The following is a 13835-nucleotide window of genomic DNA, read 5'->3' as shown; positions in this document are numbered from 1 at the left end:
AATCACCGCGCGCCGACGCTCGTTGCATTCGCTGAAGCCGACAGGATGGATGACATGACCGAGACCGCCGCCCCCTCGACCCCCGCAGAGCGGTACGCCGTCTTCCGCGAGCGTCGCGCACTGGCCGCCGCGCAGCCGCAGGGCCCCCTCGCGCTCGTCAACACCCAATGGGTCGGCGACGAGCAGACCATCTGGGGCGTGCCCGGTCGGTGGGCACCCGCACCTGCGGGAGAGGGCGGCCTTCTCGTGACGGCCGCGGCCGCCGAGGGCATTCACGTGGACGGCGAGCTCGTCGACGGAACGGTGCACGTGCGGGGTAAAGACGACCCGAACCCGAGCACGATCGTGTTCAACGATCACACCACCGGTTTCGTCATCGCAGGCGACGACGGCCAGTACGCCTTGAGGGTCTGGGATGCCCAGAGCGAAGGCATCCAGAACTTCGGCGGCATCGACGCCTTCGACTACGACCCCGCGTGGGTGATCACGGGCACTTTTCGCGAAATCGAGGGCGGCACGGTCGTCGGCTTCGAGCACCTGAAAGACGACGGCAAGACGCGGGGCGAGGTGGTGCCGGGCGAGATCCGCTTCACGCACGACGGCGTCGAGTACGACATCGCGGCGTTCAAGTCGGGGCGTGCGCTGCAGCTTGTCTTTGCTGACGCGACGAACGGTGACGACACCTACAGCGTCGGCAGGTTCCTCTTCTTGGCGCCGAACCCCGATGGCTCGATCACGCTCGACTTCAACACCGCGATTCTGCCACCCTGCGCCTTCAGCTACGCCTTCAACTGCCCGCTGCCGCCGAAGCAGAACCGCTTCCCGTTCCGCGTCGAGGCCGGCGAGAAGAATGTGCTCGCCGCCGACGGCTCCCTCTTGCACTAGCCACCGCACGCGCCGCGCGTGTCTCCACAATTCAGGAGTCGCGCGTGCTCGACACGCCGTCGCGGGGCGGGTTCGGCGTGTCGCGCTGGTCGCGGCGACGTTTCTCCTGAGTTGTGGAGACGCGAAGGGTCGGAGCGGGGCGGCAGACTGAGGTCATGCACATCGTCGTCGAGCGGCGCGGCCACGTGGTCGCACTCATCGACGACGACGGCTCAGAGACCCTCGTGCCCGAGACTCGGCTGGCATCGGTTCTCGCCGAACGCGAGGCTGAGCATCCGCGCTGGGTCTGGACCGACACCGCGCAGTGGTACCCGCCGCTGCTCGTGGCCGGCGTGCGCCTTGAGCGGTGTCACGACCTACGGCTCGTCGATGCCCTGCTGGCGAGCATCGCCGGCACGGCGCCGCGCAGGGAGTGGGGGCGCGCGCCGATGCCTGCGCGCTCCGACACGCTCTTCGAGGTCGAGGATGAGACGGATGCTCGCTCAACGGTGATCGCCTCCGCCGAGTGGGCGCGGCAGCAAGCCTCGATCGCCGTGCATCCTGACCCCGCTCGACTGTCACTGCTCGCGGCCGCCGAGTCGGCGGGTGCTCTCACCGCAGCCGAGATGCAGCACGCAGGTCTGCCGTGGAATGCCGCAGCGCACGACGCGCTGCTCACGGAGGCGCTCGGAACGCGCCCGACACCTGGCCGCCGCCCGGCAGCCCTCGATGCTCTGGCGGCCGAGGTCGAACGGCTGCTCGACGTGGGCCCGGTGCCGATCGACTCGCCCCCCGCGCTCGTCGCCGCGCTGCGGCGTGCGGGCCTCGAGGTGGCTTCTACGCGGTCGTCCGAGCTGAAGCGGCTCGACCACCCCGCTATCGACCCGCTGCTGCGCTACAAGACGCTCAGTCGCCTGCACACCGCGAACGGCTGGAACTGGCTCGACGAATGGGTGCACGACGGCAGGTTCAGGCCGACTTTCGTTCCGGGCGGCGTCGTCACCGGGCGATGGGCCTCTGACGGAGGGGGCGCGCTGCAGCTGCCAAAACAGGTGCGACCGGCGGTGCAGGCCGACGAGGGCTGGGCGCTCGTCGTCGCCGACGCGTCGCAGCTCGAGCCCCGCATTCTGGCGGCGCTCTCGGGCGATGCGGCGATGGCCCGCGCCGGTGCGGGCGAAGACCTCTACGCGGGCATCGTCGCCACGGGGGCGGTGCCGTCACGCGAGCACGCGAAAGTCGGCATGCTCGGCGCGATGTACGGCGGCACGACGGGTGTCAGCGCGCAGGTGCTGCCTCGTCTCGCGCGATCGTTTCCGCAGGCCATCGGCTTCGTCGAGAACGCTGCACGAGCGGGGGAGCGCGGCGAACGCGTGCGCACTCGGCTCGGGCGTACCTCGCCGTTGCCGCCCTCGTCATGGCGCGAGCGGCAAGCGGAGGCCGGTTCGGAGGGCGCCGCCGAGACCGAGGTGCGCAGCGCACGCTCGGCCGCCCGCTCGTGGGGCCGCTTCACCCGCAATTTCGTCGTGCAGGGCACAGCCGCCGAGTGGGCGCTGGCATGGATGGCCGGGGTTCGCCGTCGGCTGTGGAGGGTTGACGGCAGCGCTCTGACCGAGCAGCCGCACCTCGTGTTCTTCGTGCACGACGAGCTGATCGTGCACAGCCCGCGCGAGCACGTCGACGAGGTGGCGCGGGTGTTGCAGGAGGCGGCCAGTGATGCTGGTCGGCTGGTGTTCGGCGAGACGGCGGTCACGTTTCCCGTGACCGTCGCGACCGTCGACCGTTACAGCGACGCCAAGTAGCGGTCAGGCGGGTGGATGCACCGCTTCGGCCGCGCGGCGCCCCCGACGACGTCGATCAGTGCGCAGAGGCCACGGCTCGATCTCGGGTAGCGAGTCGAGCCACGCGAGTGCCGCCGACTGCAGCAGCCGCGCGGCGTGCTGCGCAGCGGCTTGCGCGGCGCCTCCTGTGGGGTCGACGACCTCGTCAGAGGCTCCGCGACGCGGCGCCCAGAGCAACCGGTAGTTGCGTACCAGCGTGTCACTGTGGTCGCCCGGCAGCGACTGGGCCAACAGCACGCGCTCGACCATCTCGTGCCAATCGGCTAGATCGGGCTCGGTGAGGTGCATGCGGGCTTCGATTGCCCCGGCGTCGGTGAGGCCGTACAGCGGCAGGTTGTCAGGAGTGCTGCCAGCATCTTCGATGAGCCCGTCGCGGCGCAGTCGATCGAGCGTCGAGTAGACCTGGCCCACGTTGAGCGCGGCGTCGCGCCGCGTGCGCTCGACGACCTCTGCATGCAGCTGGTAGCCGTAGGCGGGGCCGAGGGTGAGCACGGCCAAGAGGGAGTGGCGCAGCGTCATGCCTCAAGACTATGCGGCGTATGCATTCGGCGTACCGACTTTTCATGGTTCATGAGAACGACACACACGTAATCACACTCTTGTTATTCAACGCTCATGTGGGGCATAATTCGACCAGCCGCAGTTTGGGCACAATTGAAGAGTTCGCGCAGTTCGTTTCGCAGGTCGATGGGGAAGTCGCACCTGATCGAAACGGAGAAAACTGTGTCAGAGAACACTGTGTTGCCCCCCGCGGCGGCACACACAACGGCTCGCGGAGTGCTGCTCGTGCACTCCGCTCCTCGTGCGCTCTGCCCCCACATCGAGTGGGCAGCAGGTCGCGCCCTCGGGCGCGCCGTCAACTTCGACTGGATCGATCAGCCCGTGCTCAGCGGTGCCCAGCGCACCGAGTTCGTCTGGGAAGGCGAGCGGGGAACCGGGGCGCGGATCGCGAGCGCGCTGCGCGGGTGGGAGCATCTACGGTTCGAGGTGACGGAAGACGCCGGTCTCGGCACCGACGGTGGACGGTGGATGCACACCCCCGACCTGGGCATCTTCTTCGCTCAGACCGACACGGCGGGCAACACCGTCATTCCTGAAGACCGCATCCGCTACGCGATCGAGGTCGCGGGGTCGAACACGGCCGAGCTGCATCGAGAACTGCGGCTCGCACTCGGCCAGGCCTGGGACGACGAGCTCGAGCCCTTCCGCCATGCCGGCGACGGCGCTCGCGTGATCTGGCTGCACCGCGCCGGCTGACGCATCACGAATTCCGTTCGGCGTCGACCGCTGCGGAGGCACGCACGAGACCCGGGGCTGTTGGGGGGCCCCGGGTCTCGTGCGTGCGGGCGTGGGTCAGTCGTCGACGGTGCGGAACGCCACGACCGAGTTGTGGCCGCCGAAGCCGAATGAGTTCGAGATCGCCAGCAACGGCCCCTCGCCGAGCGGGCGGGGCGAGGTCACCACATCGAGCGGAATCGCGTCGTCTTGGTTGTCGAGGTTGATCGTCGGCGGTGCCGTGCGCTCGTGCAGGGCGAGGATGGTGAAGACCGCCTCGAGTGCGCCCGTGCCGCCGAGCAAGTGGCCGGTCGAGGCCTTGGTGGCCGACACCGGGATGCTCGCCACGCGATCCCCGAATACGCGGTGTAGCGCGTTGTACTCGGCGATGTCGCCGACCGGGGTCGACGTGGCGTGCGCGTTGATGTGCGACACGTCGTCGGGGGTGGCCCCTGCTTGCGCGAGTGCCGCGAGCACCGCCCGTGCGGCGCCTGAGCCCTCGGGATCAGGCGCGGTGATGTGGTACGAATCGCTCGTGACCGAGCCGCCCGCGAGCTCCGCGTAGATGCGGGCGCCGCGCGCGAGCGCGTGCTCCTTGGTCTCGAGCACGATCGCGGCGGCGCCCTCGCCGAGAACGAAGCCGTCGCGGTCGACGTCGTAAGGCCGCGACGCGGCGGCGGGGTCGTCGTTGCGTTTGGAGAGCGCCTGCATCGATGCGAACGCGGCGATGGGCAGGGGATGCACGACGGCTTCGGTGCCGCCGGCGACGACGATGTCGGCGAGCCCCTGCTGCAGGTGCTCGTAGGCGTTCGCGATCGCCTCGGTGCCCGAGGCGCAGGCTGAGACGACGGTGCGCGCTCCTGCGCGCGCGCCGAGACCCATGCTGATGGCGGCCGCGGCTGCGTTGGGCATGAGCATCGGGATGGTCATGGGCAGCACTCGACGCGGGCCTTTCTCCTTGAGCACATCCCAGGCGTCGAGAAGGGTCCAAAGGCCTCCGATGCCCGTCGCATAGTCGACGAGAATCCGCTCGGGGGCGATGTCAGGCGAGCCGGCGTCAGCCCAGGCCTCGCGCGCGGCGATGAGGGCGAACTGCGCCGAGGGGTCGAGTCGCTTGATCTCCTGGCGTTCGAGCACCTCCTCGGGCCGCACCTTGGCTTCGGCGGCGAAGGTCACGGGCAGGTCGTGCTCGGCGACCCAGTCGTAGGCGAGCGAGCGTGTGCCCGACTCGCCCCGCAGCAGAGCATCCCAGCTCTCGCGTGCGGTTCCGCCGATGGGGGAGGTTGCACCGATTCCGGTGACGACGATGGTGGTCATAACGTCAACTCTCTGCAGTGTGGTTCAGCGGCGCAGGGCGGCGGGGTCGACGCGGGGTCGACCCCCGCCGCTCTGCACGTCGTGATGCGGCACAAGCCGCAACGTCGGACTAGGCCGCGGCGTTTACGATGAAGGTCACGGCGTCGCCGACGGTCGTGAGGTTCTTGACCTCTTCGTCGGGAATCTTGACGTCGAACTTCTCTTCAGCGTTCACGACGATGGTCATCATCGAAATCGAGTCGATGTCGAGGTCGTCAGTGAACGACTTGTCGAGCGCGACCGAGTCGGTGGCGATGCCCGTCTCGTCGTTGATGAGCTCTGCGAGACCTGCGAGAACTTCTTCGGTGGACAGTGCCATGTGTTTTCTCCTTGGGGGTGTCGTATGACCGTGCACAATCCTAGAGCGGCACCGAGGCCGATCGCAGAAGGCGACGCGGGTAGGGGCGGGGGCTAGGGCAGACGCACCACCTGTGCGCCGAAGACTAGGCCTGCTCCGAACCCGATCTGCAGGGCGAGACCGCCGCTCAACTCGGGGTGCTCCTCGAGCAGTCGGTGTGTGGCGAGCGGAATCGAGGCCGCCGAGGTGTTGCCGGTCGTCGCGATGTCGCGCGCAACGATGACGCTCTCGGGCAGCTTCAGCTGCTTGGCGAACTCGTCGATGATGCGCATGTTCGCCTGGTGGGGGATGAACGCCGCGAGCTGATCGGCCGTGATGCCCGCGGCATCGAGCGCCTGCTGAGCGACCTTGGCCATCTCCCAGACTGCCCAGCGGAACACCGTCTGGCCCTCTTGCCGAAGCGTGGGGAACTCGCCCTCGGGGTCGTCGAAGGCCTCTTTGATCGGTCGATCCATCCCGACCGCGTCCCACTTCGACCCGTCGGAGCCCCAGACGGTGGCAGAGATGCCGGGGGTGTCGCTCGGCCCGACGATCGCGGCGCCCGCGCCGTCGCCCAGCAGGAACGAGATCGTGCGGTCGGTCGGCTTGGCGACGTCGCTGAGCTTCTCGGCGCCGACGACGAGCACGTATTCCGCCAGACCGGCGCGCACGAACGCGTCGGCCTGCGCGATGCCGTAGGTGTAGCCGGCGCAGGCGGCAGAGACGTCGTAAGCGGGTGCGGGTGTCGCGCCGATGCGGTCGGTAAGCAGCGAGGCGAGCGACGGGGTCTGCACGGTGTTGCTGATCGTCGATACGATGACGGCGCCGATCTGGTCGGGTCTGATTCCCGCTTTCGCGATCGCCTCGAGCGAGGCCGCTTCGGCCAGGTCGACGGCGTTGACATCCTTCGACGCCCGCATGCGGGTGATGACACCGGTGCGCTGGCGAATCCACTCATCGCTCGAGTCGATCGGCCCGGCGATGTCGTCGTTCGTCACGGTGAGGTCGCCGCGCGCGGCTCCCACCGCGTAGATGCGCGTGAACGGCACGCCGACCGACTGGTGCAGGGTGGGCTCGGTCATGCGTTCTCCAGCATCTCGATCGCGGCGGCGAGGTCGTCAGGGGTCTTGACGGCGACGGTCGGAACACCCTTGAGCGCACGCTTGGCCAGGCCGACGAGCGCGCCGGCCGGCAGCAGTTCGATGATGCCCGTCACGCCGTCATCGGCGAACGACTGCATGCAGGCATCCCACCGCACGGGTGACGACACCTGTCCGACCATGAGGTCGACGAACGCAGACCCAGATGCAACGGCAGACCCGTCGCGGTTCGTGTAGAGACGGATGCTCGGGTCGAGTGCTGCTACCCCCGACGCCGCAGCGCGCAGAGTCTCGACGGCCGGGCTCATGTAGCTCGTGTGGAACGCGCCGGCGACCTGCAGGGGGATGACGCGGGTGCCTGCGACAGGCTCGGCGGCGAGGGCGGCGAGGTTGTTGAGCTCGCCGGCGACGACGGTCTGACCGGCGCCATTGAGGTTGGCGGCCTCAAGCCCGAGCTCGGCGAGGCGCTCGGCGAGAGCATCCGCATCGCCGCCGATCACGGCGCTCATGCCGGTCGGTACGACAGCGGCGGCTTCGGCCATGGCGAGACCGCGCGTGCGCACGAGGCGCAGGGCGTCGGCCTCGCTCATCACGCCGGCGATCGCCGCGGCGGCGAACTCGCCCACCGAATGGCCGGCGACGGAACCCACGCGATCGCGCCGGCCGTCAAGCAGTGCCGCGGCGCTGAGCAACGAGGCCGCGACGATGAGCGGCTGGGCGATCGAGGTGTCACGAATGACATCGGCATCCGACACGGTGCCGTGCTCGACGAGGTCGATGCCGGCGGCCTCGGAGTACTGCTCGAGGCGAGCGCGATGGGCCGGGTCGGCGATCCACGGCTCCAAGAAACCGGGAGTCTGCGAGCCCTGCCCGGGCGCCACGATGACGATCATGAATTCCATCCTCCCAAAGAGGGTGTCGAGGGGTCGTGCGGATGTCGTGCACAAACGTACAACGACGTTGTGCGCGTTCTACAGTCAGCGGCGCAGGGGCGGCTCGGGTTCAGCGATCGACCCCACGATGAGGGCGCACTGCAGGATGAGCGCCTCGCGTGCGCCCGTGGCGTCCCAGCCGATGACTTCGCTGATGCGTTTGAGGCGGTAGCGCACCGTGTTGGGGTGCACGAACAGCTCGCGCGCAGTGGCCTCGAGGCTGCGGCCGTTGTCGAGGTACGCCCAGAGCGTGATGAGCAACTCGGGGTTGTGCGCCTTGAGCGGACGGTAGATGCGGTTGATGAGGGTTCCGCGCGCGATCGGGTCGCCCGCGAGCGACCGCTCGGGCAGCAGATCGTCGGCGAGCGTCGGTCGCGGCGCGTTGCGCCATGAGCGCGCGACGGCGAAGCCCGCCAGGGCGGCCTTCGCGCTCTTGCCGGCCTCGACGACGTCGGGCACCTCGGGGCCGAGCACGAGGTGCCCGGTGCCGAAGCTCGGCTCGAGCGCCTCGGCGATCTGCGCGAAGGTGTGCGTGTGCTCGCCGGGCTCGTCGTTCTCGCCGCGCGGAGTGGCCCGACCGATCACGACGACGAGCCTGCTGCCCTGCACCCCGATGAGCACGTCGGCTTCGACGTGGCGCGCGGTGCGGCGAATCTGGTCGACGTCGACGATGCGAGGTGCCGTGCCGACGAGCACGCACACCTCGCCGTGGCCGTTCCAGCCGAGCGCAGCGATGCGGCTGGGCAACTCGTTGTCGTACTCACCGCTGAGGATCGAGTCGACGACGAGCGCCTCGAGGCGGGCATCCCAGAGTCCTCGTGCCTCGGCGGCACGGGCGTAGACGTCGGCGGCGGCGAAGGCGATCTCGCGGCTGTAGAGCAGGATTCCGTGCCGCAGGTTCTCATCGCGGTCTTTCACGCGGTCTTCGACGACCTCGACGACCACGCGGATGAGCTGCAGGGTCTGTTGCAGGCTGACCGATCTCAGCAGTTCGCGCGGCGCGGCCCCGAAGACGTCAGCGGCGATCCACGGCTGCGACGTGGGGTCGTCGTACCAGCTGATGAACGACGAGATACCGGCCTGCGCCACCATGCCGACGGCTGATCGACGACTCGGCGGCATCGTGCCGTACCAGGGCAGCGTGTCGTCGAGTCGCTTGAGCGTCGCTGTCGCGAGCTCACCCGAAATGTTGCGCAACCATTGCAGCGTCTGCGCCTTGCTCAGTTCTGCCACCGTGCTCCTTCGGTGAAGCGAGCGGGCTGCCTGCTCTCAGACAGCCCGCTGCTCGGTGCTAAGACTCTCCGCCGGCAGAGCCGGTGGTACCGGCCGTCACGTCGTAGAGGCGGTACTTCTCGATCGCGGCCGGCACCGCGCCGGGGTCGACGACCCCTCGACGGGCCAGCTGCTGCAACGTGCGCACCACGATCGACGGCCCGTCGATGGTGAAGAACCGGCGTGCCGCAGGGCGCGTGTCGCTGAAGCCGAAGCCGTCGGCGCCGAGCGTCGCATAGTCGCCGGGCACGAACTGCCGAATCTGATCGGGCACCGCGTGCATGAAGTCGGAGACCCCGATGAACGGCCCCTCGGCCGACTGCAGCTTCTGCGTGACGTAGGGCACCTTGGGTGCCTCGGCCGGGCGCAGGAAGTTGTGCTCGTCGACCGCCAGGCCGTCGCGGCGCAACTCGTTCCACGACGTGACGCTCCAGACGTCGGCCGAGATGCTCCAGTCGTCGGCGAGCAGCTGCTGGGCTTCGAGCGCCCACGGCACGGCGACACCTGAGGCGAGCAGCTGAGCCTTGGGGCCCATCGTCTCGCTCGGCTTCAGCAAGTAGAGACCGCGCAGCACGCCCTCGACATCGAGGTTCTCGGGCTCGGCAGGCTGCACGTTCGGCTCGTTGTAGACCGTCAGGTAGTACATGACGTTCGGTTCGGCGTGTGTGCCGCCGTACATGCGCTCGAGACCGGCTCGCACGATGTGCCCGATCTCGTAGCCGAACGCCGGGTCGTAGGTCACGACGGCGGGGTTCGTGCTCGCGAGCAGAGGCGAGTGGCCATCAGCGTGCTGCAGGCCCTCGCCCGTGAGAGTCGTTCGACCCGCGGTCGCGCCGATGATGAACCCGCGGGTCATCTGGTCGCCGGCGGCCCAGAACGCGTCGCCCGTGCGCTGGAAGCCGAACATCGAGTAGAAGACGTAGACCGGGATGAGCGGTTCGCCGTGCGTCGAGTAGGTCGAACCGACCGCGGTGAACGCCGCGACGGCGCCGGCCTCGTTGATGCCGGTGTGGATGATCTGACCCTGCGGGCTCTCCTTGTACGCCAGCAGTTGCTCCCGGTCGACCGAGGTGTAGTGCTGGCCGTTCGGGTTGTAGATCTTCGACGTCGGGAAGTACGCGTCCATGCCGAACGTGCGCGCCTCGTCGGGGATGATCGGCACGATGCGGTGCCCGAAGTCTTTCGAGCGCAGCAGGTCTTTCAGCAGGCGCGCGAACGCCATCGTCGTCGCGACCTCTTGCTTGCCCGAGCCGCGCTTGACGACCTCGTAGGTGCTCTCGTCGGGCAAGGCGACCTGGGTGTACTTCGACCGGCGCTCGGGCACGTAGCCGCCGAGCGCGCGGCGGCGCTCATGCAGGTACTCGATCGCCGGGTCGTCGGCTCCCGGGTGGTAGTACGGCGGCTGGTACGGGTCGGCCTCGAGCTGAGCATCCGTGATCGGAATACGCATCTCGTCACGGAACTGCTTCAGGTTGTCGAGCGTGAGCTTCTTCATCTGGTGGGTCGCGTTGCGGCCCTCGAAGCTCGGGCCGAGGCCGTAGCCCTTGACCGTCTTGGCAAGAATCACGGTCGGCTGGCCCTTGTGCTCGCTCGCCGCCTTGAACGCCGCGTAGACCTTGCGGTAGTCGTGGCCGCCGCGCTTGAGGCCCCAGATCTCGTCGTCGGTGTAGTCGGCGACCATGGCCGCGGTGCGCGGGTCGCGCCCGAAGAAGTGCTCACGGATAAAGGCGCCCGACTCGGCCTTGTAGGTCTGGTAATCGCCGTCGGGAGTGCGGTTCATGAGATCGCGCAGCGCGCCGTCGTGATCCTGGTCGAGCAGGGCATCCCACTCGCGACCCCAGATGACCTTGATGACGTTCCATCCAGCGCCGCGGAAGAAGCTCTCGAGCTCTTGGATGATCTTGCCGTTGCCGCGCACCGGGCCGTCGAGGCGCTGCAGGTTGCAGTTGATGACGAAGTTCAGATTGTCGAGGCCGTCGTTCGCGGCGAGCTGCAGCGCGCCGCGGCTCTCGACCTCGTCCATCTCGCCGTCGCCCAGGAACGCCCACACCTGGGTGTCATCGGCCTCGGCGATGCCGCGGTTGGTGACGTACTTGTTGACCTGCGCCTGGTAGATCGCGTTGATCGGGCCGAGGCCCATCGAGACGGTCGGGAACTGCCAGAACTCGGGCATGAGGCGCGGGTGCGGGTAGCTCGAGAGCCCTCCGCCCTCTCCGGCGTGCGATTTCTCTTGCCGAAAGCCGTCGAGCTGGTGCTCGGTGAGCCGACCCTCGAGATAGGCGCGCGCGTACATTCCGGGGGAGGCGTGGCCCTGGTAGAAGACCTGGTCGCCGCCAGTCGGGTGGTCGAGACCGCGGAAGAAGTGATTGTTTCCGACCTCGTAGAGCGCCGCGCTCGACGCGTAGGTCGAGATGTGGCCACCGACCGCGATGCCCGGGCGCTGAGCGCGGTGCACGGTGATGGCGGCGTTCCAGCGGATCCACGCGCGGTAGCGGCGCTCGATGTCTTCATCGCCCGGAAACTCGGGCTCGTTCTCCGACGCGATGGTGTTGAGGTAGTCGGTGGTCGGCACCATCGGCACGCCGAGGTGTAGCTCTTTTGACCGCTTGAGCAGGCTGAGCATGATCTCGCGACCGCGCTGCGGGCCCCGCTCGTGAACGACCGCGTCGAGCGATTCGTTCCATTCGGCGGTTTCTTCCGGATCGGCGTCCGTGTGTTCGACCGAATACGGATCCTGGTCGTTGACCGTCACCCTTGACCTCTTCCTGGTGGTAGACAGAGTGTGTCGGCACGATTGGCCCGCCGGGTTGCGGCGAGGGAATCGCACGAGCGTTGTCGAGTCTAGTCACCCTCGCCGGGCACCTCTGGCGCGGGACCGAGCCTGCCGATCGGGGCATCATGAGCGTCACCATCCTTCCCGCCGTGGGCACTGTCGCCCCCGGCTTCTCCCTGCGCGATCAGTACGGTCAGACGGTCTCCCTCAGCGGCTTCCGCGACCGTTCCGCTGTGGCGATCGTCTTCTTTCCGCTGGCATTCACGGGCACCTGCACGGGCGAGCTGTGCGAGCTGCGCGACAACCTTGCGATGTTCGACGCGGCGGGCGTGACGCTGCTGGGTGTCTCGGTTGACTCGACCGCGACCCTGCGCGAGTTCGCCGAGCGCGAGGGCTACACCTTCTCGCTGCTGGCCGACTTTTGGCCGCACGGTGAGGTGGCCCAGCGGTACGGCGCCTTTCTGCCCGACAAAGGCTTCGCGACGCGCGCAACCGTGCTGGTCGACAGTTCAGGACTCGTACGTGCCACGTTCGCCACCAATCCCGGTGAGGTCCGTTACCTCACGGCGTATCGTGACGCCCTCGCCCTGCTGTGACTCGAGTCTCCTGAGGTGTCGACGCTACGCTTGACGGGTACGGGCTCTTAGCTCAGTTGGTAGAGCGCCTCGTTTACACCGAGGATGCCGGGGGTTCGAGTCCCTCAGGGCCCACCGTCGGCGGCTGGCCGCGGTGTCAGCACTGCGTCCTAGCCTGAACACCGTGCCGGTGAGTCGTGAGCAGTGGTGGGCGCGCCGTCAGCGCGTCACGGGCCTCGAGGTGCCCTACCCGATCGGTCGCTACCGCGATGCCTGGGCACCGTTCACTGCTCTCGTCGAGCAGTTCAGGCCTGAGCGTAACGGCGAGCTTGTGCTCTCGCAGATACCTCCCGCGGCCGAGGTCTACCTCGTGTGGGTGTGCTCGGTCGGCCACGAGTTCGTGGCGACCCCGGCCGAGCAGCGTGGCCGCCCCGGCCGATCACGCTCGAGCCGCTCGTGGTGCCCGGTCTGTTCGACGCCGTCGCTGCTGCCGAGTGCACCGAAGTGGCCGCGGGCCGCGGCGAGCATCCCGCCCCTCGTTCCCGCTCGTCTCCACAATTCAGGAGACGTGTCGTCTGCAGACCGCCGACGGATGCCCGCACGGCGTGTCGCGCCCCCGCACCGTGTCGCGACTCCTGAATTGTGGAGATCGGCGGGGGAGGTGCGACCGGGCGAGGCCTTCCGCAGCGAGCGCGCCCCGAGGGCGACCTCCGCGGCCGAAGGGCGACTGCGCGCGCTCATCGCCGCGCGGCTCGACGTCGACCTGAGTTGCACGGCCGTGCGGGTGCGCACGCCGTTCTTCGGGCACCTTGAGGTGTGGCCCGACGTGATCATTCCCGAGCTGGCGGTCGCCGTTGAACTCGACACGGTGGGGCGCAACGCCGACGAGCACGTGGGGCGCCGCGAGCGCGCCGACAGGCGCAAAGACCAGCTGCTGCGCGAGGCTAGGTGGCACGTCATCCGTCTGCGCTGCCGACCGTTGCGAGCCCTCGGGCCTGACGACCTGGTCGTCGCTGGGGTGTCGGTGACGGCAGTGGAAGCGCTCATCGAGCGTATGGGTGAGACGCGCGGTGCGCTGCTCGTGCAGGCCTACCGGCGTGAAACCGTCACCGGCTAGAGGAACAGCGCCCAGATCAAGGCGACGAAGACGGCGATGAAGATCGCCGGCCCGACGAAGCGCACGACGTCGACTCCGCGCGCGCTCGCGATCACGCGGGCCCCGATCGCCGAGACCGTCGGCAGGGCGCGCAACTCGGCGATCACCGCGAGGCCCTCTTGGGCTGCGGCGAACTGAGCGGCGGCGCCGAGTACGCCCGACGCGACCAGGATGCCTGCCGCTGCGAGACGCACCGGCAGGGGAGTCTCGGCGAGACCCTCGATGAGCATCCAGACCGTCACCGCCAGCAAGAAGGTGGGGGCTAGTTGCGACACAATGATGTGCCAGCGTGCCGTCGTCCAGTGGGCGAGCAGGTCGTTCTCGGTCATGCTGACCACTGTACGTCGCACCGCTGAA

The 13835-nt window shown here is 68.5% G+C and carries 13 protein-coding genes and 1 tRNA gene; 6 read left to right on the top strand and 8 right to left on the bottom strand.

All coding sequences use genetic code 11. The annotated features are described in order from the left end of the window. Positions 1 to 54: 54 nt before the first annotated feature. Both KL788_RS03135 and KL788_RS03130 read left to right on the top strand, forming a co-directional pair. Entirely contained in the window at positions 55 to 885 is an 831-nt protein-coding gene (locus KL788_RS03135) for a DUF1684 domain-containing protein (protein WP_293168407.1), read from the top strand. A 155-nt stretch (positions 886 to 1040) separates the two neighbouring features. After that, positions 1041 to 2663: a bifunctional 3'-5' exonuclease/DNA polymerase gene (locus tag KL788_RS03130; protein ID WP_293168406.1), complete on the top strand. Its 1623-nt coding sequence runs from the start codon at positions 1041 to 1043 to the stop codon at positions 2661 to 2663. A gap of 3 nt (positions 2664 to 2666) precedes the next feature. Here the strand turns inward: KL788_RS03130 and KL788_RS03125 are convergent, their stop codons facing one another. Further along, on the bottom strand, positions 2667 to 3221 hold the full coding sequence (locus tag KL788_RS03125; protein ID WP_293168404.1) for a PadR family transcriptional regulator: 555 nt from the start codon (positions 3219 to 3221) through the stop codon (positions 2667 to 2669). Between the two features lie 258 nt (positions 3222 to 3479). Between KL788_RS03125 and KL788_RS03120 the strand changes: the two genes are divergently transcribed. Beyond that, positions 3480 to 3959 (top strand): DUF3145 domain-containing protein, encoded by a 480-nt coding sequence (locus KL788_RS03120; protein ID WP_293173124.1) that lies wholly within the window; start codon positions 3480 to 3482, stop codon positions 3957 to 3959. A 96-nt stretch (positions 3960 to 4055) separates the two neighbouring features. Here the strand turns inward: KL788_RS03120 and KL788_RS03115 are convergent, their stop codons facing one another. The 6 genes from KL788_RS03115 to aceE all read right to left on the bottom strand — a co-directional run bounded on the left by KL788_RS03115 (position 4056) and on the right by aceE (position 11726). Beyond that, entirely contained in the window at positions 4056 to 5294 is a 1239-nt protein-coding gene (locus tag KL788_RS03115) for a beta-ketoacyl-[acyl-carrier-protein] synthase family protein (protein WP_293168403.1), read from the bottom strand. Positions 5295 to 5403: 109 nt separating this feature from the next. Continuing rightward, complete coding sequence (locus tag KL788_RS03110) at positions 5404 to 5652, bottom strand: acyl carrier protein (protein ID WP_293168401.1); 249 nt, start codon at positions 5650 to 5652, stop codon at positions 5404 to 5406. 92 nt (positions 5653 to 5744) lie between these two features. Next, positions 5745 to 6752, bottom strand: a complete 1008-nt coding sequence (locus tag KL788_RS03105; protein ID WP_293168399.1) for a beta-ketoacyl-ACP synthase III — start codon at positions 6750 to 6752, stop codon at positions 5745 to 5747. Next, positions 6749 to 7663, bottom strand: coding sequence for an ACP S-malonyltransferase (locus KL788_RS03100; RefSeq protein WP_293168397.1), 915 nt, complete (start codon positions 7661 to 7663; stop codon positions 6749 to 6751). Before KL788_RS03100 ends, KL788_RS03105 begins: the two co-directional genes overlap by 4 nt. Positions 7664 to 7747: 84 nt before the next feature. Further along, on the bottom strand, positions 7748 to 8926 hold the full coding sequence (locus tag KL788_RS03095; RefSeq protein ID WP_293173121.1) for a PucR family transcriptional regulator: 1179 nt from the start codon (positions 8924 to 8926) through the stop codon (positions 7748 to 7750). Between the two features lie 67 nt (positions 8927 to 8993). Further along, positions 8994 to 11726: a pyruvate dehydrogenase (acetyl-transferring), homodimeric type gene (gene aceE / locus KL788_RS03090; protein ID WP_293168395.1), complete on the bottom strand. Its 2733-nt coding sequence runs from the start codon at positions 11724 to 11726 to the stop codon at positions 8994 to 8996. Between the two features lie 146 nt (positions 11727 to 11872). Here aceE and KL788_RS03085 point away from each other — a divergent pair, with 146 nt between their 5' ends. The 3 genes from KL788_RS03085 to KL788_RS03075 all read left to right on the top strand — a co-directional run bounded on the left by KL788_RS03085 (position 11873) and on the right by KL788_RS03075 (position 13439). Beyond that, positions 11873 to 12343: a peroxiredoxin gene (locus KL788_RS03085; protein ID WP_293168393.1), complete on the top strand. Its 471-nt coding sequence runs from the start codon at positions 11873 to 11875 to the stop codon at positions 12341 to 12343. 41 nt (positions 12344 to 12384) lie between these two features. Next, a tRNA-Val gene (locus KL788_RS03080) sits at positions 12385 to 12457 on the top strand. Positions 12458 to 12506: 49 nt separating this feature from the next. Continuing rightward, positions 12507 to 13439, top strand: a complete 933-nt coding sequence (locus KL788_RS03075; RefSeq protein ID WP_293168391.1) for a zinc-ribbon domain-containing protein — start codon at positions 12507 to 12509, stop codon at positions 13437 to 13439. Here the strand turns inward: KL788_RS03075 and KL788_RS03070 are convergent. Continuing rightward, positions 13436 to 13807 (bottom strand): hypothetical protein, encoded by a 372-nt coding sequence (locus KL788_RS03070; RefSeq protein WP_293168389.1) that lies wholly within the window; start codon positions 13805 to 13807, stop codon positions 13436 to 13438. The two genes, KL788_RS03075 and KL788_RS03070, sit on opposite strands and share 4 nt — an antisense overlap. Positions 13808 to 13835: the final 28 nt, after the last annotated feature.

Origin of the sequence: Microcella sp. (assembly GCF_019739195.1) — a bacterium.
Taxonomy (GTDB): Bacteria; Actinomycetota; Actinomycetes; order Actinomycetales; family Microbacteriaceae; genus Microcella.
Note: the sequence above shows the minus strand (reverse complement) of the source record. Positions and strands in the feature narration are given on the sequence as shown.